Genomic DNA, 19,236 nt, shown 5'->3' with positions numbered 1-19,236 from the left:
GGGGAGGCGGCGGCGGGCCGGGTCGGGCGGCGGCCGGCGCCCGACGGCCGGGCGGGGCCTCAGCCGACGCGGATCGTCCCGGAACCCGCCCCCTCGCCCGTCGCGCCCGTGTCCTCCACGATCACGCGGTACGGCAGTTCCGTCCCCTCCGCGCTCACGCGTACGTGGTCCCCTTCGCGCACGACGCGGTAGACGGCTGCCGGACTGCCCGTCAGATCCAGGACGGTGAGCGCCCTTTCACCGGCAGGGGCCTCGGAACCGGGACCCCGCCCGTCTCCGTACACCCGCAGGGTGATCCCGTCCGGCCAGTCCCCGTCCGGGCGTTGACCGTCCGCGCCCCAGGGCAGGACGGCTCCCGGCCTGACCAGCAGGGGCAGGCTGTCGAAGCCATGGGTCTCGTGGCGCCAGACCGGTCCGGTGATCCGCTCACCGGTCAGCAGCGAGGTCCAGGTCCCTTCGGGGACGTAGTACTCCACCTCGCCGTCCGCCGAGAAGACCGGGGCGACCAGCAGATCGGGGCCCAGCATGTACTGGCGGTCCAGGGTGCGGGCCGTCGGGTCCTCGGGGAATTCGAGCAGCATCGGGCGCATCACGGGGATGCCGGTGCGGTGGGCCTCGGCCGCCGCACCGTACAGATAGGGCATGAGCCGGTGCTTGAGCACGGTGAACTGCCGTGCCACGTCGACCGCTTCCTCGCCGAACGCCCACGGCACCCGGTAGGACACATTGCCGTGCAGGCGGCTGTGCGAGGACAACAGACCGAAGGCGAGCCACCGTTTGAAGACCGCCGGGTCGGGGGTGCCCTCGAAGCCGCCGATGTCATGGCTCCAGAAGCCGAAGCCGGACAGCCCGAGCGACAGGCCGCCGCGCAGTGATTCCGCCATCGCGGTGAAGGAGGCGAAGCAGTCGCCGCCCCAGTGCACCGGGAACTGCTGGCCGCCGGCCGTCGCCGACCGGGCGAAGAGCACCGCCTCTCCGCTGCCGCGCTCCTTCTCCAGGAGCTCGAAGACCGTGCGGTTGTAGAGCTGCGCGTAGTAGTTGTGCATCCGCTCCGGATCGGAGCCGTCGTGCCACACCACGTCCGTGGGCACCCGTTCGCCGAAGTCCGTCTTGAAGCAGTCCACTCCCTGCTCCAGCAGCACCCGGAGCTTGTCGTTGTACCAGGAGCGGGCGGCGGGGCTGGTGAAGTCGACCAGTGCCATGCCGGGCTGCCACAGGTCCCACTGCCAGATGTCTCCGTCCGGCCGTCGCACCAGGTGGCCGAGTGCCGCCGCCTCCGCGAACAGGGCGGACTTCTGGGCGATGTAGGGGTTGATCCACATACTGATGCGCAGTCCGCGCTCCTTGAGCCGGGCCAGCATCCCCTGGGGGTCGGGGAACACCTCCGGGTCCCACGCGAAGTCCGACCACTGGTACTCGCGCATCCAGAAGCAGTCGAAGTGGAAGACGGTGAGGGGGATGCCGCGCTCGGCCATGCCGTCGACGAACGAGGTGACGGTCTCCTCGTCGTACGAGGTGCAGAACGAGGTGGTCAGCCAGAGCCCGAACGACCAGGCCGGCGGCAGGGCGGGCCGGCCGGTGAGTGCGGTGTAGCGGGCGAGGACGTCCTTGGGGGTCGGCCCGGCGACGACGTAGTACTCCAGTGTCTGGTCCTCGACGCTGAACTGCACCTGCCCGACCGACTCGGAGCCGATCTCGAAGGAGACCTTTCCGGGGTGGTTGACGAAGACGCCGTAGCCGCGCGAGGAGAGATAGAACGGGACGTTCTTGTAGGCCTGTTCACTGCTGGTGCCGCCGTCCGCCTGCCAGATGTCCACGGTCTGGCCGTTCTTGACGAACGGGGTGAAGCGCTCACCGAGCCCGTAGACGTTCTCACCTACGCCCAGGGCGAGTTGGGCGAGCATGTGATGGGCGCCGTCGGGGGTGGTCGCGAAGGCCGTGCCCAGGGCGTCGGCGCCGGTGAGGCGGCGCCCATCGCCGTCGAGGAACGTCATGCCCCACGGCCCGTCGCCGTCCATCCGCAGCGTCAGGGGCCCGCTGGTCAGTTCGGTGACCGTGCCGTCCACACGGGTGCGCGCGGTGCGGGAGAGGTCCGGACGCACGTCGAACTCCGGTCCGCGCCGCCTCTTTCCCGCGTGATGAGTGGCGCGTACGCCGATGACGCCCTCGGCCGGGGAGAAGCATTCGACGGTGATCAGCGGGGTGTTGAGGGTGTCGCCGCGCCGGGCGACCCGTTTGACCGCGGCGTACGCGGTGAACCGGTCGGCTTCGAGGCGCAGATCACGGATCTCGGTGGCGTAGGAGGCGCGGACGCCCTCACGCATGAGCCAGAAGCCGTCGGTGAACTTCATCAGGACTCCTTGCCGGGGACGGCGGTGAGCGGGGTGAAGGCGAGCCGGGCCAGGCGCACCCGGCCGTGCAGGGCGACCCGGAGGTCCCGTACCCCGTCGGCCCTCAGTGGCGCCTCGACGGTGCGGTAGTCGTAGCGCCCTTCGGTGGCCGGGACGTCGACGGACACGGCGGACTCGCCCTCCACGAGCAGTTCCACGGCCCCGGCACCGGATGCCGACACGGTCACCGTGCCCACACCCGCCCCGAAGTCGCACTGCCGGTAGAGGAGTCGGCCGTGATCCGCGTCGGGGGTGACCGCGTCGCCGTCCGTCCTTGCGCGGTCGGTGATCCGGGTGGACCCCTGCTCGTCGTAGTCGGCCGCTTCGAGTCCGCGGCGCAGGACGGGCCGGGGCCCGGACGGTTCGCCGTCGATGACGATGGCGGCGGTCAGCCTGATGTCCGCGCTGGAGGCCCCGGCCAGGAGTTCGTACGCTCCCGGCTCGACGCTCCAGCGGCCGTGCGCCACGTCCCAGTGTCCGAGCTCGGCCACGGGTACGAGGAATTCGACGCGGGTCCGCGCACCGGGCGTGAGGTGCAGCCTGCGGTGGCCGACCAGCTTGCGCAGCGGCAGCGGCAGCGGCACGGCGGACGGCTCCGCGCGCCGTACGTAGAGCTGGGCGACCTCGTCGGAGGCGACCGGGCCGGTGTTGGTGACGGTCAGCCCCACCCGCAGCCCGTCGTCCTCGACCACGGCGGCCAGGTCGGTGTAGCCGAACGCGGTGTACGAGAGCCCGTGGCCGAACGGGTGGAGCGGGGTGCCGTCGAAGTAGAGGTAGGTCTGCCGTGAGCCGATGATGTCGTAGTCCAGCAGTGCGGGGAGGTCGGCGTCCCGTGCGTACCACGTCTGCGGGAGCCGCCCGGCCGGGGAGACGTCCCCGGCGAGGGTCCGGGCGAGTGCGGTACCGGCCGCCTGGCCGCCGTGCGCGGTCCACAGCATGGCGGGCAGGGCGGCCACCGCGTCGGGGACGGCGTACGGGTAGGCGGAGGTCAGGACGAGGACCGTGCGCGGGTTCGCCGCGTGGGCCGCGCGCCAGAGCCGGTCCTGCTGGGGCGGCAGGGCGAGCGTGGTGCGGTCCTCGGTCTCGCGGCCGTTGATGTGCGGGTCGTTCCCGGCGACGACGATCACCGTGTCGGCCGCCGCCGCGACCCGGGCGACGGCGTCCTCGCCGCGCTCGACGGTCTCGACCGCGAAGACCGTGCCCCGGCGGGCCGGAACTGTCTCCCCTTCTTCGGCAACCTTCGCGCCGTCGGCGGCGACAGACACGTACCCACCTGTCCCGATATGCAGAAGGCGATGACCTCCGTCGTGCCCCGCAGCCGCCCCGCCTCCTCCGAATCCTCCGGCCGCCCCGGCCGCCTCGACCGCCTCCACCGCCTCCACCGCCTCCACCGCCTCCAGCCGGAAGGTCTCCTGGACGACCCACCCGCCGGGTTCGTCCGCCGACGCACGTACGAACCCGTCCTCGGCGACCGACAGATACCGTCCACCGGCCGTCCGCAGGGTGAGGACGCCGTCGCCCCAGTCGACGAGCGCCAGCTCCGTGCCCGTATCGCCGCGGGTCAGCGGTGGCAGGTCGGTGCGGCCCGCCGACAGTGCGGGATCGAGGGCGCCTTCGGCGGCGGGCAGCGGGCCGTCGCGGCCAGGAGCTCCGAGGGTTTCGGGGGTTTCGGGGACCTGGAGATAGCCTCCGGCGCACTTCAGCAGGACCCGGTCGGCGCCTTCCGCGTACCGGACGCTGTCCGCTCCGTAGCGCTCCCGCAGCGCGTCGAGCGGGGTCGAGCGGTGCATGAGCGTGCCGCTGTACCAGTCGAGCTTGCAGGCGTCGGCGAGGAGGCCGACGACCGCGACGGTCCGTCCGGCCGCCGGGGCGAGGGGCAGCAGGCCGTCGTTCCTGAGCAGCACGACGGCCTGTTCGGCGGCCTCCCGGGCCAGGGCCCGGTGCGCGGGCGTGTCCAGCGGGGCGCCTTCGGCGTACGGGTCCAGGCCGGGGTCGAACTCGCCGAGCGAGAAGCGCAGGGCGAGCAGCCGGCGTACCGCCGTGTCGATGTCGCCCGGGTCGATCAAGCCCTCGGCGAGCGCGTCGCGGAGGCGTCCGGTGATGACCGTCGGGTCCTGTCCGTGGTCGGTGAAGCTGTCGACCCCGGCCCTGAGCGAGGCGGCGGTGGCTTCCTCGTGGGTGTCGAAGTAGTGCTCGGAGTCGACCAGGTTGGAGGGCGCACCGGCGTCCGAGCAGACGACGAGCGGCCGGTCGGTCCAGCGGCGCAGCTGCTGGGAGAGGAGCGGGGAGACGTGGTTGGGGCGGCCGTTGACGAGGTTGTACGCGGGCATGATCCCGGCCACCGCTCCGGCCCGCACGGTGTCGCGGAACGCCCGCAGGTCGTACTCGTGCAGGACGCGCGGGCGGACCGAGGAGGAGGCCGTGTCGCGGTCGGTCTCGTTGTTGTGGGCGAGCCAGTGCTTGAGAACCGGGGCCGTCCGCCAGTACGTGGGGTCATCGCCGCGCAGTCCGCGGGTGTAGGCGATGGCGATGGCGGAGGTGAGGGCGGGGTCCTCGGAGTAGCCCTCCTCGCCGCGGCCCCACAGGGGATGGCGCAACAGATTCACCGTCGGGGCCCAGACGTTGAGGCCGACCCTGTCGTCCTGGGCCCGCTTGGCCCGCACCTCGTTTCCGACGGCTTCGCCGATGCGGCGGACCAGTTCGCCGTTCCAGGTCGCGCCGAGGCCGACGGCCTGCGGGAAGACGGTGGCGGCGCCCATCCAGGCGACTCCGTGCAGCGCCTCCTGTCCGGTGCGGAACGCCGCGAGGCCCAGCCGCTCGACCGCGGGGGCGAACTGGTGCAGCATCGCGATCCGCTCCTCGGGCGTGAGCCGCCCGAGGAGATCGTCGACGCGCAGGTCGAAGGGCAGCCGCGGATCGCGAAAGGGCAGCAAATGGTCCGTCACGTGCGGGTCCCCTTGGAGAGGTGGGAGGTCTGGGCACTCCGCCGAACCGCGGAGTCACGAGAAAAGGCTTCGAAGCGCTTCGATGCTCCGTTCCCGACCTGGCGGGTGTCAAGGGCGCGACATGCCATGCCTGCGGGGAACCCGGCTCGCACTCTTCGTGAACGGCTCCCGCCGCCAAGGCGGCTTGCACGCACGGTTCCTGACACCCGGGCGGGTGGCGCGGAACAGCTCCGAGGAATCTGCGAACCGGCTCTTGTGCGGCCGGACCCCTTCACTTAACCTCGCTGCAACATCGAAGCGCTTCGACAGTGCGTCGCACCCGCTTCGGCGAAGCTCGACAGCGCCTCGGAAGTGCCTTGGAGGGGGTGTCCCGCACTCTCGGTCCACCCCGGTCCACCTCGGTCCACCCCGGTCCTTCTTGATCCGCCCCGTGATCCGCCCTCTTGATCGCTCTTTTGATCGCTCTTTTGATCGCTCTTTTGATCCACGCTCAGTTCTCCGCAGCCGGCGGCAGATTGTGCCACCGCCTTGTCGAACCGCTGCGCCTCGGCGGGTTCGACCAGTTACGCCCCACCTCAGACACAGGAGCCGATCGGCGGTCGCCCGCCGGGTGTCGTCCTGGTGCGCCATGAAGGGTTGACGCAATGACGCCGAATTCCTCCCCCGGAGCCCCCGGAGCCCCTGTGGCCCCCGCGGCCTCGGCCGCTCCCGGATCACCCGCCCCGAGCCGGCGGCGTTTCCTCGCATCGGGCGCCGTCGCCGCGGTCGCCGCGGCGGGCGGCGTGCCGCTGCTCGCCGCCTGCGGCGGATCCGGTGCGGGCTCCGGGAACAAGGAGGGGACGACGACGGGCAGGGCGCTCAGGAAGATCCTGCCGAGCTACGTCCCGTCGAACCTGGTCCAGCCCGACGTGGCGGGCGTGAACGGCTCCAGCCCCGGCTTCACCAGGCTTCCCGACCCGCTGGTGAGGTCGGTGCCGTCGGTCCCCGGCAAGGGCTCGCGGTTCCGCGTCATGACCCCGCTGTGGGGCTCGGTCCCGAAGAAGGACAACGCGTACTACACGGCCGTGAACAAGGCGGTCGGCGCGACGCTGAGCTTCGACCCGCAGGACGGCAACACCTATCAGGACAAGATCGGCGCGGTCCTCGCCGGTTCGGACATCCCCGACGCCATGACCATCCCCGGCTGGAACATGCAGGGCCAGATCCGCAACGCGATCACCGCGAAGTTCGCCGACCTGAGCCCGTATCTGGCGGGCGACGCCATCAAGAAGTACCCGAACCTGGCGAACATCCCCACCGGCGCCTGGCAGTACTCCGTGTTCGGCGGCAAGGTACGCGGGCTGCCCATGCCCTCGCCGGTCCTCGGCAACGCGATCTTCTACCGCAAGGACCTGACCGGCTCCGGCGCCCTGCCCGCCGGCGCCGACGAACTGCTGGCCTTCGGCAAGGAGTACACATCCGCCAGGAGCAAGGTCTGGGCCTTCGACGACCTCTGGACCTGCATCCAGAAGATCTTCGGCCTGCTGCCCGACGCCCCGCACTACTGGAGGCTGGAGGGCGGAAAGCTCGTCCACAAGATCGAGACGCCGGAGTACCGGGAGGCACTCGCCTTCGCCCGCAAGCTCCACGACGGCGGATACGTCCACCCGGACGCCGAGGCCAACAAGGACGCCGACGCCAAGATCCGTTTCACCGGCGGCCACACCGTGATGTACAACGACGGCACCGGCGGCTGGAAGGGCATGGTCACCGAACAGGCCACCGCCAACCCGAAGTTCGACATGCGGGCACTCGACTTCTTCGGCCACGACGGCGGGGCGCCCGTGCTGTGGCAGGACGACCCGGCCTCGATCTTCACCTTCCTCAGCAAGAAGCTGCCGAAGGCGAGGATCGAGGAGCTGCTCGCCATCGCCGACTACGCGGCGGCGCCGTACGGCACCCAGGAGTTCATGCTCACCAACTACGGGGTCGCGGGCACCCACCACACCGTCGAGGACGGCGTGCCGACCTTCACCGAACAGGGCATCCAGGAGGCCCAGCCCTCCACGTTCCTGTTTCTCGCGTCGCCTCCGCACACCGTCGCCTTCCCGGACGAGCCGGGGCTGGTGAAGGAGTACGCGGGCTGGATGGCCCGCCAGGCCCCGCACGTGAAGAAGCCGATGTTCTTCGGGATGCAGATCGTCGAACCCCAGCGGTACGCCTCGCTCTACACACCCTTCGACGACCTCCAGAAGGACATCCGGCGCGGGCGCAAGAAGGTCGGCGACCTCGAAGCGGCCGTGACGACCTGGAAGCAGAGCGGCGGCGACAAGCTGCGCGGCTGGTACCAGGACATTCTCGACAAGGACGGCTCCGGCAACTGATCCCGTACGGGCGGCGCGCGACACGTGCGGCAGGCGCGCGACCCGCACGGCAGCGCACACGACCCGCACGGCAGGACGCACCACCCGCACGTACGACGCGTACGGCAGGGCGCACCACCCGCACGCACGAGCCGTACGGGCGCACGCACGACCCGTACGTACGAGAGAGACAGGCCGCCGGGCACGCGGGGCAGCGCGGTGGCCGGGGCGGAGCAGCACGACATGGGGAGCACACGGTGAAGCCACGGGCCGCGGCAGCGACCGACACGGACCGGACGGCCGACGGGCCGGACGGCAGCGGACCGGCACCCGGCGCGGGGCCGCGCCGCGCGCCGGGCGACCCCGCGCCGCCGCCGTCCCCGGCCCCGCCCGCTCCCGCGGCCGGCGGCATCACGCGCGGGCTGCGATTCCGCCGGGACCGCACTCTGATCCTGATGACCGTGCCCGCCCTCGCGCTGCTGCTGGTCTTCACCTACATACCGCTGCTCGGCAATGTCGTGGCCTTCCAGGAATACGACGTCTACGACCTCGGCATCACCGGCAGCCCGTTCGTCGGCTTCGACAACTTCGCCCGGATCTTCGACGACTACCGCTTCTGGCAGGTCCTGCTCAACACCCTGGTCATCTTTCTGACCCAGCTGATCCTCTTCTTCCCCGTCCCGATCGCCGTCGCACTGTTGCTGAACAGCGTGATGAGCGCCCGGGTCCGGGCGTGGGTGCAGGCCATCGTCTATCTGCCGCACTTCTTCTCCTGGGTCCTCGTCGTCACCGTGTTCCAGCAGATGTTCGGCGGCGCGGGGCTGGTCGCCCAGTGGCTGCGCGAGCGCGGCCACGAGGGCTTCGACCTGATGACCGATCCGGGGTTCTTCAAGTTCCTCGTCACCGCGCAGTCGGTGTGGAAGGACGCGGGCTGGGGAGTGATCGTCTTCCTCGCCGCGCTCGCGGCCGTCAACACCGATCTCTACGAGGCCGCCGCGGTCGACGGCGCGGGACGGTGGCGTCGCATGTGGCATGTCACACTTCCCGCGCTGCGGCCCGTCATCGCTCTGCTGCTCGTCCTGCGGGTGGGCAGCGCGCTCAATCTCGACTTCGAACAGATCCTGCTCCAGCGCGACCAGGTCGGTCCCGGCGCCGCCGAGATCCTCGACACCTACATCTGGTGGACGGGCATCAAGACCGGCGACTTCGGCTATGCCGCCGCGGCCGGGATCTTCAAGGGGCTGTTCAGCGTCGTCATGGTGCTGGGCGCCAACAAGGCCGCCCACATGCTGGGTGAGCAGGGGGTGTACTCCAAGAAATGACGAATCTCCTGGAACCGGAAGTGACGGAGCACCGGCAGCCGTCCCCGCCGCGGCGCGGCGACTCCCCCCTCCGGCGCGCGCTGCGCGTCGAGCCGCGCCCCGTGTGGGAGGAGGAACCCACGAAGGCGGGCCTCGCCCTCAAGGGCTTCGGGCTCGTCGCGATCTGCGCGATGGTCCTCGTCCCTCTCTGGGTGGTGGTCGTCACCAGCCTGTCGGACACCCGGGCCGTCAACGAGGCGGGCGGCCTGGTCGTCTGGCCCGAGAGCATCACCTTCGTCGCCTACACGGAGCTGCTGAGCGGCGGCGCGGTCACCCGGGCGGCCCTGGTGAGCATCGGACTGACGGTGGTCGGCACGGCGTTCAGCGTGGTGGTCTCGGTGCTGTGCGCGTACGGGCTGAGCCGGCGGGACTCGTTCGCGCACCGCCCGCTGCTGATGACGCTGATGGCCACGATGTTCTTCGGTGCCGGACTCATCCCCACGTATCTCCTGGTGACCGGTATCGGGCTGAGCGACAGCTACTGGTCGATGATCCTGCCGAGCGCCGTCAGCGTCTTCAACATCCTGGTCCTGCGCGGCTTCTTCATGGACACCGCGCCCGAGCTCATCGACGCGGCCCGGATCGACGGGGCGGGCGAGTGGCGCATCCTGTTCCAGATCGTCATGCCGCTGTCCCGCGCGGTGATCGCGGTGATCTCCCTCTTCTACGCGGTCGGCTACTGGAGCCAGTGGTTCAACGCGATGCTCTACATCCAGGACAGTGAGAAGTACCCGCTCCAGATGATCCTGCGCCAGCTGGTGCTCCAGCACCAGGTGCCGCCGGGCGCGATGGGACAGGCCGTGAGCAGCGGTCGGATCAACAGTCTCGCCGTGCAGATGGCGGTGATGGTGCTCGCCCTGATCCCGGTGGCCGTGCTGTCGCCGTTCGTCCAGAGGCACTTCCAGAAAGGCATGCTCACCGGCGCCGTCAAGGGCTGAGCACCGTCCGGGCCGGCCCTGCCCCCGGCTGTCCGGGAGGGTCCATGTCCCCCTCGCGGCCCACACCGCCTCCCCGCCCTTTCGCACCGTACGACCCCGAAGGCTCCCGCACCGTACGACCCCACCACTCCCCCACCGGAAGGTGCTCGTCATGCGCGCTTCGTCCCTCCCGCAGCCCGACCCGGCCGGACCCGTGCCTGCCGGACCCGTGCCTGCGCCCGGCCGCCGAGCCGTGCTCGCCGGGGCCGCGGCCGTCGCCGCCACGGTCTGCGCGCTGCCCGCCGCCGCACCCGCCGCGGCAGCCCCCCGGCCGCCGGGGGCGCGGGCCGAGGTCCACCGCTGGCGTACGGCGGCGATCGGCGGCACCGGCTTCGTGACCGGCCTCCTGTTCCACCCGGCCGTCCGGCATCTCGCCTACGCCCGTACGGACATCGGGGGCGCCTACCGGTGGGACGACGCCGAGGCCCGCTGGACCGCGCTCACCGATCACCTCGGCTGGGACGACTGGAACCTGCTCGGCATCGAGGCCCTCGCCGTGGACCCGGCCTTCCCGGACCGGCTGTATCTCGCGTGCGGGACCTACGCCCAGTCCTGGGCCGGGCCGGGTGCGGTGCTCCGCTCCGAGGACCGGGGCGCCACCTGGGCGCGTTCGGATCTGACGGTACGGCTCGGTGCCAACGAGGACGGCCGGGGCGCCGGGGAACGGCTCCTGGTCGACCCGCGCGACAGCGAGACGCTGTGGCTCGGCACCCGGCACGACGGGCTGCTGCGCTCCGCCGACCGGGGTGCCACCTGGGCCGCCGCGACCGGCTTCCCGGCCGTCCCCTCGGCGAGCGGTCAGGGCGTCACGCTGCTCGTCGCGGCGGGCCGCACGGTGTACGCGGGCTGGGGCGACGGCGGGAGCGCCCTCTACCGTACGGACTCCTCGGGAGGCTGGGAGGCCGTCCCCGGGCAGCCGTCCAACGGCCCGGCGGCGACGGGGTTCCCCGTCCGGGGCGCCTACGACGCCGGATCGCGGGCGCTGTACGTGACGTACGCGAGCGGCCCCGGACCCAACAACCAGACCGACGGCTCCGTGCACCGCCTCGACACGGTGAACGGCACCTGGACCGACGTCACGCCCGTCACGCCGGGCGGCGGCGACGCCTTCGGCTACGGCGGGGTGGCCGTCGACGCGCGGCTCCCCGGGACGGTCGTCGTCTCCACCAACAACCGCTGGGGTGCCGTCGACACCCTGTTCCGCACGACGGACCACGGGGTGCACTGGACCTCGCTCAAGGACACGGCGGTCGTCGATGTGGCGGAGACCCCGTATCTGCGGTGGGGCGAGGCAGCGGCGAAGTTCGGCTGGTGGATCCAGTCCGTCGCCATCGACCCGTACGACTCCCGGCATCTGGTGTTCGGCACCGGCGCGACCGTCTTCGGGACGCGCGACCTGGTGCGCTGGGCGCCCGAGATCCGTGGTCTCGAGGAGTCCGCGGTACGTCAGCTGATCGCCCCGCCCACCGATTCCGGCGCCGTGCTCCTCAGCGGACTGGGAGACATCGGCGTGATGCGCCACGACTCGCTGACCGCATCCCCGTCGCGCGGCATGGCGTCGAACCCGGTGTTCGGCACCGCGACCGGCCTGGCGCTGGCCACCCTGAAGCCCTCGTACGTCGTACGGACCGGCTGGCCGTCCGGTTCGGGCGGGGCCGGGGCCTTCTCGAACGACGGCGGCGCGAGCTGGCAGCCCTTCGCCGCCCAGCCCTCCCTCGCCGCCTCGGCCCCCGGCCCCGTGGCCGTCGGCGCGGACGGGGCCACCCTGCTCTGGTCGTTCATCCACTGGGACGGGACGAAGTACGCAGCCCACCGCTCCACGGACGGCGGCGCGAGCTGGCACGAGGTCCCGACCTTCCCCAAGGGCGGCACACCGGTCGCCGACCCGCTCGATCCCGATCGCTTCTACGTCTACGACACGGACACGGGCGCGGTGTTCCGTTCCACGGACGCGGGGGCGACCTTCACCAGGGGCGCCTCGCAACTCCCTTCCGGAGACGTTCAGTTCAAGATCGCCGCAGCGCCGGGCCGGAGCGGCGATCTATGGCTGTCGGCCAAGGACGACGGGCTGTTCCGCTCGACGGACGGCGGTGCGGCGTTCACCGCGGTGGCGGGCTGCCAGGCGTCGCACGCACTGGGCTTCGGCAGGGCGGCACCGGCCGCGCGGCGACGGGGGCAGCGGGGACGGCGGACCCCGGCCGGCTATCCGGCGGTGTTCCAGACCGGCAGGGTGGCCGCCACCCACGACGGGGTGGCGGTGCTGCGTTCGGACGACGCGGGAGCGACCTGGGTCCGGATCAACGACGACGCCCACCAATGGGGGTGGACCGGCGAGGTGATCACCGGCGACCCCCGCGTCCACGGCCGCGTCTATCTGGGCACCAACGGCCGCGGCATCCAGTACGCCGACCCCGCGTGAGGAACGAGAAGTCCATGCCGAACCTGCACGACGCCACCCGGGGCCGCGTCCTCTTCGGCGGCGACTACAACCCCGAACAGTGGCCCGAGGAGGTCTGGGCGCAGGACGCCCGGCTGATGGAGGAGGCGGGTGTCAACTCCGTCACGCTCGGCGTATTCTCCTGGGCGAAGATCGAACCACGCCCCGGAGCACGGGAGTTCGGCTGGCTCGACCGGCTGATGCACCTGATGGACACGCACGGCATCACCGTCGTGCTCGCCACCCCGACGGCCTCGCCGCCCCCGTGGCTGGGCGCCCTGTACCCGGAGACCCTGCCGCGGGCCGAGGACGGCTCGGTGGTCTGGTACGGGTCACGGCAGCACTTCTGCCCCAGCTCTCCCGTGTACCGCCGCTACGCCGCCGCGCTCACCGAGGACCTGGCGGCCCGGTACGCGGACCATCCGGCGCTCGGCGTGTGGCACATCAACAACGAGTACTGCACACACTGCTGGTGCGACGCGAGCGCGGCGCACTTCCGGCGGTGGCTGGCCGCCCGGTACGGCACCACGGCCGCCCTCAACGAGGCGTGGGGCACGGCCTTCTGGAGCCAGCGCTACGACAGCTGGGAGGAGATCCTGGCGCCGCGCCGGGCTCAGTACCTGCGCAATCCGGCGCAGCTGCTGGACTTCAAACGGTTCACCTCCGACGCCCTGCTGGAGTGCTACACCGCCGAACGGGACATCGTCGCCCGGCACACTCCGCACATCCCGGTGACCACCAACTTCATGCCTCTGTGGGCCGGGCAGGACGCCTGGGAGTGGTCCCGGCACGAGGACATCGTCTCCGTGGACATCTATCCCGATCCCAAGGACCCGCGGGGCGGCCAGTACAACGCGATGCTCGCCGACATGACACGCTCGCAGGCGGCGGGCCCCTGGATGCTGATGGAACAGGCGGCGGGCCGGGTCAACTGGCGTGGGGTCAACCACCCCAAACCGGCGGGCCTCAACCGGCTGTGGTCGCTCCAGGCCGTGGCCCGGGGTGCGGATGCCGTCTGCTACTTCCAGTGGCGGCAGTCCCGGCAGGGAGCGGAGAAGTTCCACTCCGGGATGCTCACGCACGCGGGTGAACACGGCCGCACCTTCCGGGAGATCACACGCATCGGTGCCGAACTCGCCCTGATCGGCGCCGAGGTGTCGGGCACGGAGCTGTCGGCCGATGTGGCGGTCCTGCACGACTGGGACGCGTGGTGGGCCGGTGGGCAGGAGGGCCGTCCGTCCTCGCTCCTGGAGTACACCGATGTCGTCCGGGCCTGGCACCGGGCGCTCTGGGAGCAGGGCGCCGCCACCGACTTCGCCCACCCCGAGGGGGACCTGAGCGGCTACCGTATGGTCGTCGTGCCGCAGCTCTACCTCCTGACGGACGCGGCGGTCGACAACCTTCTCGCCCATGTGCGCGGCGGCGGAACCCTGGTCTGCGGGTTCTTCACGGGGATCGCCGACGGCGACGACCGGATCAGGCCCGGCGGCATGGACGGCAGGCTGCGGGAGCTGTTCGGTGTGCGTACGGTGCACGAGTGGTGGCCCCTGGAGGCGGACGCGACCGTGGAGTGCGACGGATTCACGGGCGGGCTCTGGTCCGAGGAACTGGAGGCGGACGGCACCGGGGAGGTCCTGGCCACGTACGTGGGCGGTGAACTGGACGGGCTGCCCGCCGTGCTGCGCAAGGGCGGCGCCTGGTACGTGTCGACGCTGCCCGAGCCGCGGGCCCTGCGGGACCTGCTCGGCCGGGCGGCGACGGCCGCGGGTGTACGGCCCGTACGGTCCGGACTGCCCGAGGGGGTGGAGGCGGTACGCCGCGGCACTCTGCTGTTCCTGCTCCACCACGGCCGGGACACGGTGACGGTGGAACTGCCCGGTGCGTACGTCGATCTGCTGACCGGCGCGAAGACCGGGGGCCGGGTGGAGCTGGGCCGCTACGGCGTCGCCGTGCTCAAGGAGACCGGCGCGCCGTGACCGACGGAACGGAACCCGGGGGACGAGCCCCGCAGTGGTCCGTGCGCCCGGCCCCGGGCGGCTTCGTGTGCCCTCACCCGGAGGTCAGGGTGAGGTCCGGCTTGCCGGTGCCGTCCGTGCCAGCCATCGCGCGATCCGGTCCCAGCTTCCGGGGTCGTACTCCCCCGCCACCGCCGCGAACCGCTCCGGCCGGGCGAGCAACCGGCGGTGTCCGGGGCACAGTGCGGCCTGGGCGAGCAGCCAGCCCGCCATCGGGTGCGGGTCGCCCGCGCGGGCGCGCGCCCCGGCCTCGTACCGGTCCCGCGCCGCTGTCGCGTCGCCCGCGGTCAGCAGTTCGTCGGCGGTGGCCGCCGCGCCGGGTGCCGGACGCGGGCGGAGGTAGAGGCTGCCGCGGGTGTCCTGCCAGTACGCGCGGTCCGCGGCCGCCGGAGTGATCAGGGGCGGCTGTCCGGGGACGGACACGGGGACGTCCCCGGAGCCGAACGCCGCGAGCAGCGCGGTGCGTTCGCTCTCCGGGCACCGCAGATTGCGCAGCCGCCACTCGACGCGGTGGCCGGCCGCGGCGGCTCCCGCCCGCTCCGCCGCTCCGCCGTCCACCGGTTCGCGCAGCCAGCCGTCGACGGTGTGCGTAAGCCCCGCGACGAGGCGGCGCCCGGGGCCGGTGAGGCGCGCCCGGGTGGCGAGGGTGCGCAGCACCATACGGGTCTGGAGCCGGCGCAGCGCGAACTGGAAGGGCGCCAGCTCCTCGGGGTCGGCCGCCTTGTCCCCCATCCGGTCCCGCCAGAATCCGGCCACGCCGACGAAGGCGTAGGCGCCGTGGAGCAGTCCCGGCAGATGCCTCGGGTCGGAGCGCCACGGTGCGTAGTACCGCTCGTCGCGGTCGTCGTCGAGCATCGGGAAGAGGTGGAGCAGGGCGCCGAGTTTGCTGTGCTGGAACTCGTGGACGAGGGTCTCGGCGAGCGCCAGTCCGTTCCCGGGCCTGGCCACCACCATCGAGCCGAACGCGTCGCCGGTGGAGGCACTGAGTCCGGCGGCGGGCACGGGGAGCTTTCGGCCGCTGTCCTGCGGGTGCCAGGGGACGATCCTGCTGATCTCCTCGGGGCGCAGCGCTCCGGCTTCCGCGTCGTCGCGGCGCAGGACCGACAGCGCGTCCCGGAAGAGGTCCTGCCAGCGGCTCAGTTCCTCGGGACCGACGCGCGAGGGGGCGATCGGCTCGTCCAGGTCGCGGTACGGGTCGATGTCGTCCAGCTGCACCTGGTGCGGTCCGGTGCCCGCGCGAGGCCCGGCCTGGGCGGGCGGGTGCACCGGGAGCCGGTGCACCGGAAGCCAGTGGGTGGATTCGGGGTCGGTGAGCGGTCGCACGACGACCAAGTCTCCCTGGCGCCCGCCGGTTCCCCCGCTCGTCCCCCCGCCCCTCGTCTCCCCCGTCCCCGCGCTTGTCGCCCGGCCCGTCTTCTCCTGCCGCACCGTGAGCGTGCCCGAGGACACCGAGACGCGCACCGGGTGGAAGGCGTCCGCCGGGGGCCGGGGCAGCCTGATGAGGCCCAGCGTGGGGAGGCTGAGCGTCGCCGCCCGCGCGGGAAGCGTCAGCTCGGCGCCGGTCCCGGCGAGCAGCGCCGCCGTAGCGGCCACCGCGGCGAGCTGTCCGGCGTCCGCCCACAGCGGCGGCCCCGACGCGGTGCCGTGCAGGCGGCGCAGGGTGTGGGCGAGCCAGCTGCCGACCTGGGGGCTGAGCAGCAACCGTTCCACGGGCCGCGGTGCCCGTGCGGCGGCCCTCTCCAGGACGGGCCAGATCTCGGCCGCGTCCAGGGGACCCAGGATGCCGGGATGTTCGTCGAGCCGGTCGAGGAGTTCGCGCAGCAGCAGGAGGCGTCGCGTCCGCTCGCCCTCGACCAGGAACGCGACGGCCTCGCGCGAGCCACCGCCTGCGGCGATCTCGTCGAACAGCGGGCCGGGCATGCGGATCGGGGCGTACACATCGCTCCCTGTCGTAGGCGGTGGCTCCCTGTCCCGGCGTCCTCCTGCTGGGTCCGTCCCGGCTATTCGGCCCGTCCTGGTTCGGAACCGCCGACCATGGCGTTGCCCCGGGCGCGCCGGAGTTCCGCCAGCAGCCGTGGGCCCGGGTCAGGGGCCGGAAGACGACGCAGATCGGCGACGCTCACGGCCGCCAGGTCCAGGACATCGCTCTCGACATGGTCGGTGGTGCGGTCGGCGGATACCGGCTCGTACAAGGCGCGCTCCCCCTTCGCGAGCGGTGGCACACGATGCCACCGTTTACTCCATCATGACGAACGGGACCCCTTCCGGAAACCCGTGTGATCACGCCGGTCGATCATTTTCCTGCCCCCTGGGAGGCGATCAACTCCTGTATGGCATGCCCGAGTTCGGCGGCACGCACCGGATCGACGTCGAACAGGGTCACCGCGTCGAACAGTTCTCCCAGTCTGTCCGGATGCGCCCTGAGCGTCCGTACGATCCCGATGACATCGGTACGCGGCATCGAGTGCCGGGGCATCCGCTCGACGACGCGTGCGGGCAACTCGTTGACCAGAGCCTGCCGTTCGTCGCGGTCGTTCATCAGCGGGTAGGCCAGCAGCGCCTCGATGAGCCGGGCGAGCGACCGGGCGGGCGACTGCGCGGGAGTGGGCGAAGGGGCAGGAGCCGGCGGCGGGACCCGTGGGGCTTCCGGGGTCCGGTCGGGCGCCGGGCCGCTCTCGGTACGGCCGGGCCGGTGGAGCAGGAGCGTCGGCTCCTGGTCGGTGCGGCCCCCCGCCCGGAGGGTTTCCAGCCTGGCCCGTACCGCGTCGAAGAGGACGTCGGGGTCGGGCACCGGATCGTCGTCGGGGAGTTCGCCCAGCACGATGTCCGAGAACACCCCGGTCCGGCGCTCGGGATCGTTGGCCGCCCGCTGCCCCCGGGTGGCCGCGAACATCAGGACCTGCTCGTGGGCCTGGACCCGCTGCCCCGCCGGAAGGCGTTCGTCCGGCAGCGAGTGCGGGAAGTGGTGGCGCTCGTCGAACGTCTGGCAGGCGTCGACCATCCAGGTCTGCCGCCCGAAGCCGGTGACCGCGTCGCTTCTGAGGGTGGTGCGGGCCGACTCGACATCGATGTTGCGCCGGTCGGGCACGGTGGCGTCGGCGGTGTAGAGCCGCAGGTGTTCGTCCTTGTCCAGCACCCCGTGTCCGCCCCACCATACCCACAGCGCGTCACCACCGCGGGCGGGGATGTCGGTGACGAAGGCGCTGCGCAGGGAGTTGTGGTCGGCCGGGCGGTGGGGGACGTCCGGGGTCCCGCCCTCCAGCGGCGCCAGATGCAGCAGGACATTGCCGGGCGGCACGCCGCGGGCCAGCAGCCAGTCGCGGAAGCGCAGGGCGTCCCTGACCGGTCCCGGCAGGTTCCAGCCGTCCCCGGCCGCGTACCGCTCGATGCCGACCACCAGGGCGACGACCCGGTGCGGGGCGATCCGTTCCTGTTTCACGGGAGCCGTTCCCCGATCGCGCGGTAGACGGCGGGATCGGTCCAGTAGGCGCTGTGCGCGACGGGGAAGGGCTGCCGGCTGTCGGTGGCGATGTCGTGGGCGCGGCCGGGGAAGAGCGGTTCGGCCGCGTACCCGAGCAGATCCCTGCGGTCGTAGAGATTCAGCCAGTCGGGAACGTGTGCGGGCAGCGGGTCGGGGTGCGCGAGCGTGGGCAGTGCGCCCGTCTCGTACAGGAACGGTCCCTGCGAGCCCACGGTCACCAGAAGTTCCACACCGGGCAGCGGGCCCGATATCAGCGTGTCCAGGGCGATGATGCCGCCGAGGCTGTGGCCCAGCAGGACCACCGGGGGGTCGGTGGCGGCGACGAGATCGCGCAGCCCCTGGCGCGCCCGCTCGCCCCTGGCCAGGTACATGAGAATGTCTCCGGCGGCCGGGTGGGCGGCGTCGGTGAGCGCCCGGCGCCGCCGGACGGCGTAGCGGGACCCCAGGCGTACGAAGGGCTTGCCGAGCAGGCCGAGCACCGGGCCGCGGCCGGTTCCCGCCGGAGCGGCGCCGAGCCGGACGGCGAGTGCCCCGACGGCGGCGTCCCTGGTGTCCCCGGTGACCTGGAGCGGTTCGTCGGTGTCGACGGCCGCCGCGATGACGGTGGCCGCCAACGAGCGGGCCAGTACCCAGGCCAGCGCCTCGGCATCCAGCGCCTCGGCCGCGGGGGCGAGCAGGGGGCTGCGCGCCAGGTCGGCGGCCGCCCGCGCGAGTCCGGGACCGAGCCGTTCGGCCTGTTCCTCGCCGCGTACGGCCAGGTCGGCGAGCAGGGCTCCGGGGCGCTCGTCGGGGAACGCGGCACCGGGCGGTGTGAGCCTTGCGGTGGCTCCCGCGGCGGCCAGGGCCAGTTCGCAGCGGGGGTCGTCGTACAGCCGGGCCCAGCCGTCGGCCTCGTCGCCCGGTTCACCGGGGCCCTCGGCGCTCCGGCCGGTCCCGGTGCCCGGACCGGACGGGATGCTCGCACCGCCCGCCGCGAGCGTGGCGCCGTACCGGTCGCCCCAGGGGTAGGCGGCCGTGTGCACCCCGGGGGCCACCGCGGCGAGGCCTTCCGTGATCCGGCCGAACAGGCCGGTGAGGTGCGGTTCGCGCACCCCTGTGCCGTGGACGAAGAGCACCGTGGTCATGTGTTCACCCCGTTGGTCATGGTTACCGGAACCGCTCCGTCGGTCATGGTCGCTGCCGGAACCGCTCCGTCGGACGTGGCCGCCGGAACCGGTCCCTTGACCGTGCTCGCCGGAACCGGCCCGCCGACCGTGAGGCCGGCGGGCCGGGCACCGCACTCCGCCGC

The 19,236-nt window shown here is 72.3% G+C and carries 11 protein-coding genes; 5 read left to right on the top strand and 6 right to left on the bottom strand.

Going from position 1 to position 19,236, the window contains the following annotated elements; all coding sequences use genetic code 11:
* Window positions 1-59: 59 nt before the first annotated feature.
* Window positions 60-2,351 carry an alpha-xylosidase gene (gene yicI / locus OG251_RS33625; RefSeq protein ID WP_326680634.1) on the bottom strand — a complete coding sequence of 764 codons (2,292 nt, stop codon included), beginning with the start codon at window positions 2,349-2,351 and terminating at the stop codon, window positions 60-62.
* A complete protein-coding gene (locus OG251_RS33620) occupies window positions 2,351-5,335 on the bottom strand; it encodes a glycoside hydrolase family 3 C-terminal domain-containing protein (protein WP_326680633.1) in 2,985 nt (994 codons plus the stop codon). The genes yicI and OG251_RS33620 overlap by 1 nt, the downstream gene beginning before the upstream one ends.
* 644 nt (window positions 5,336-5,979) lie before the next feature.
* Between OG251_RS33620 and OG251_RS33615 the strand changes: the two genes are divergently transcribed.
* The 5 genes from OG251_RS33615 to OG251_RS33595 all read left to right on the top strand — a co-directional run bounded on the left by OG251_RS33615 (window position 5,980) and on the right by OG251_RS33595 (window position 14,428).
* The gene (locus tag OG251_RS33615; RefSeq protein WP_326680632.1) at window positions 5,980-7,698 is read left to right on the top strand and encodes an extracellular solute-binding protein; all 1,719 of its coding nucleotides are present in this window, start codon (window positions 5,980-5,982) and stop codon (window positions 7,696-7,698) included.
* A gap of 236 nt (window positions 7,699-7,934) precedes the next feature.
* Window positions 7,935-8,999 (top strand): ABC transporter permease, encoded by a 1,065-nt coding sequence (locus OG251_RS33610; RefSeq protein WP_326680631.1) that lies wholly within the window; start codon window positions 7,935-7,937, stop codon window positions 8,997-8,999.
* Window positions 8,996-9,976 (top strand): carbohydrate ABC transporter permease, encoded by a 981-nt coding sequence (locus OG251_RS33605; RefSeq protein WP_326680630.1) that lies wholly within the window; start codon window positions 8,996-8,998, stop codon window positions 9,974-9,976. Before OG251_RS33610 ends, OG251_RS33605 begins: the two co-directional genes overlap by 4 nt.
* A 151-nt stretch (window positions 9,977-10,127) precedes the next feature.
* Entirely contained in the window at window positions 10,128-12,434 is a 2,307-nt protein-coding gene (locus OG251_RS33600; protein WP_326680629.1) for a 1,4-beta-glucanase, read from the top strand.
* A 14-nt stretch (window positions 12,435-12,448) separates the two neighbouring features.
* Window positions 12,449-14,428 carry a beta-galactosidase gene (locus OG251_RS33595; protein WP_326680628.1) on the top strand — a complete coding sequence of 660 codons (1,980 nt, stop codon included), beginning with the start codon at window positions 12,449-12,451 and terminating at the stop codon, window positions 14,426-14,428.
* A gap of 84 nt (window positions 14,429-14,512) precedes the next feature.
* On the opposite strand, the gene OG251_RS33590 is transcribed toward OG251_RS33595, so the two are convergent.
* From OG251_RS33590 to OG251_RS33575, 4 genes are all read right to left on the bottom strand, one after another.
* Window positions 14,513-16,405, bottom strand: coding sequence for an HEXXH motif domain-containing protein (locus tag OG251_RS33590; protein WP_326680627.1), 1,893 nt, complete (start codon window positions 16,403-16,405; stop codon window positions 14,513-14,515).
* 62 nt (window positions 16,406-16,467) lie between these two features.
* Window positions 16,468-16,659, bottom strand: a complete 192-nt coding sequence (locus OG251_RS33585; protein WP_073719853.1) for an aldo/keto reductase — start codon at window positions 16,657-16,659, stop codon at window positions 16,468-16,470.
* 101 nt (window positions 16,660-16,760) lie between these two features.
* The gene (locus tag OG251_RS33580) at window positions 16,761-17,906 is read right to left on the bottom strand and encodes an effector-associated domain 2-containing protein (protein ID WP_326680626.1); all 1,146 of its coding nucleotides are present in this window, start codon (window positions 17,904-17,906) and stop codon (window positions 16,761-16,763) included.
* A complete protein-coding gene (locus OG251_RS33575) occupies window positions 17,903-19,072 on the bottom strand; it encodes a hypothetical protein (protein WP_326680625.1) in 1,170 nt (389 codons plus the stop codon). The genes OG251_RS33580 and OG251_RS33575 overlap by 4 nt, the downstream gene beginning before the upstream one ends.
* Between the last annotated feature and the right edge of the window lie 164 nt (window positions 19,073-19,236).

The sequence above is a fragment of the Streptomyces sp. NBC_01237 genome (assembly GCF_035917275.1).
Taxonomy (GTDB): Bacteria; Actinomycetota; Actinomycetes; order Streptomycetales; family Streptomycetaceae; genus Streptomyces.
The sequence above is the reverse complement of the archived record's forward strand: the minus strand, read 5'-3'. Positions and strand labels throughout refer to the sequence as shown.

Excerpts from the sequence above, each read along its gene's own strand:
- OG251_RS33605 (WP_326680630.1), top strand. The coding sequence starts at position 8,996 with ATGACGAATCTCCTGGAACCGGAAGTGACGGAGCACCGGCAGCCGTCC.
- OG251_RS33595 (WP_326680628.1), top strand. The coding sequence starts at position 12,449 with ATGCCGAACCTGCACGACGCCACCCGGGGCCGCGTCCTCTTCGGCGGC.
- OG251_RS33615 (WP_326680632.1), top strand. The coding sequence starts at position 5,980 with ATGACGCCGAATTCCTCCCCCGGAGCCCCCGGAGCCCCTGTGGCCCCC.
- OG251_RS33575 (WP_326680625.1), bottom strand. The coding sequence starts at position 19,072 with ATGACCACGGTGCTCTTCGTCCACGGCACAGGGGTGCGCGAACCGCAC.
- yicI (WP_326680634.1), bottom strand. The coding sequence starts at position 2,351 with ATGAAGTTCACCGACGGCTTCTGGCTCATGCGTGAGGGCGTCCGCGCC.
- OG251_RS33600 (WP_326680629.1), top strand. The coding sequence starts at position 10,128 with ATGCGCGCTTCGTCCCTCCCGCAGCCCGACCCGGCCGGACCCGTGCCT.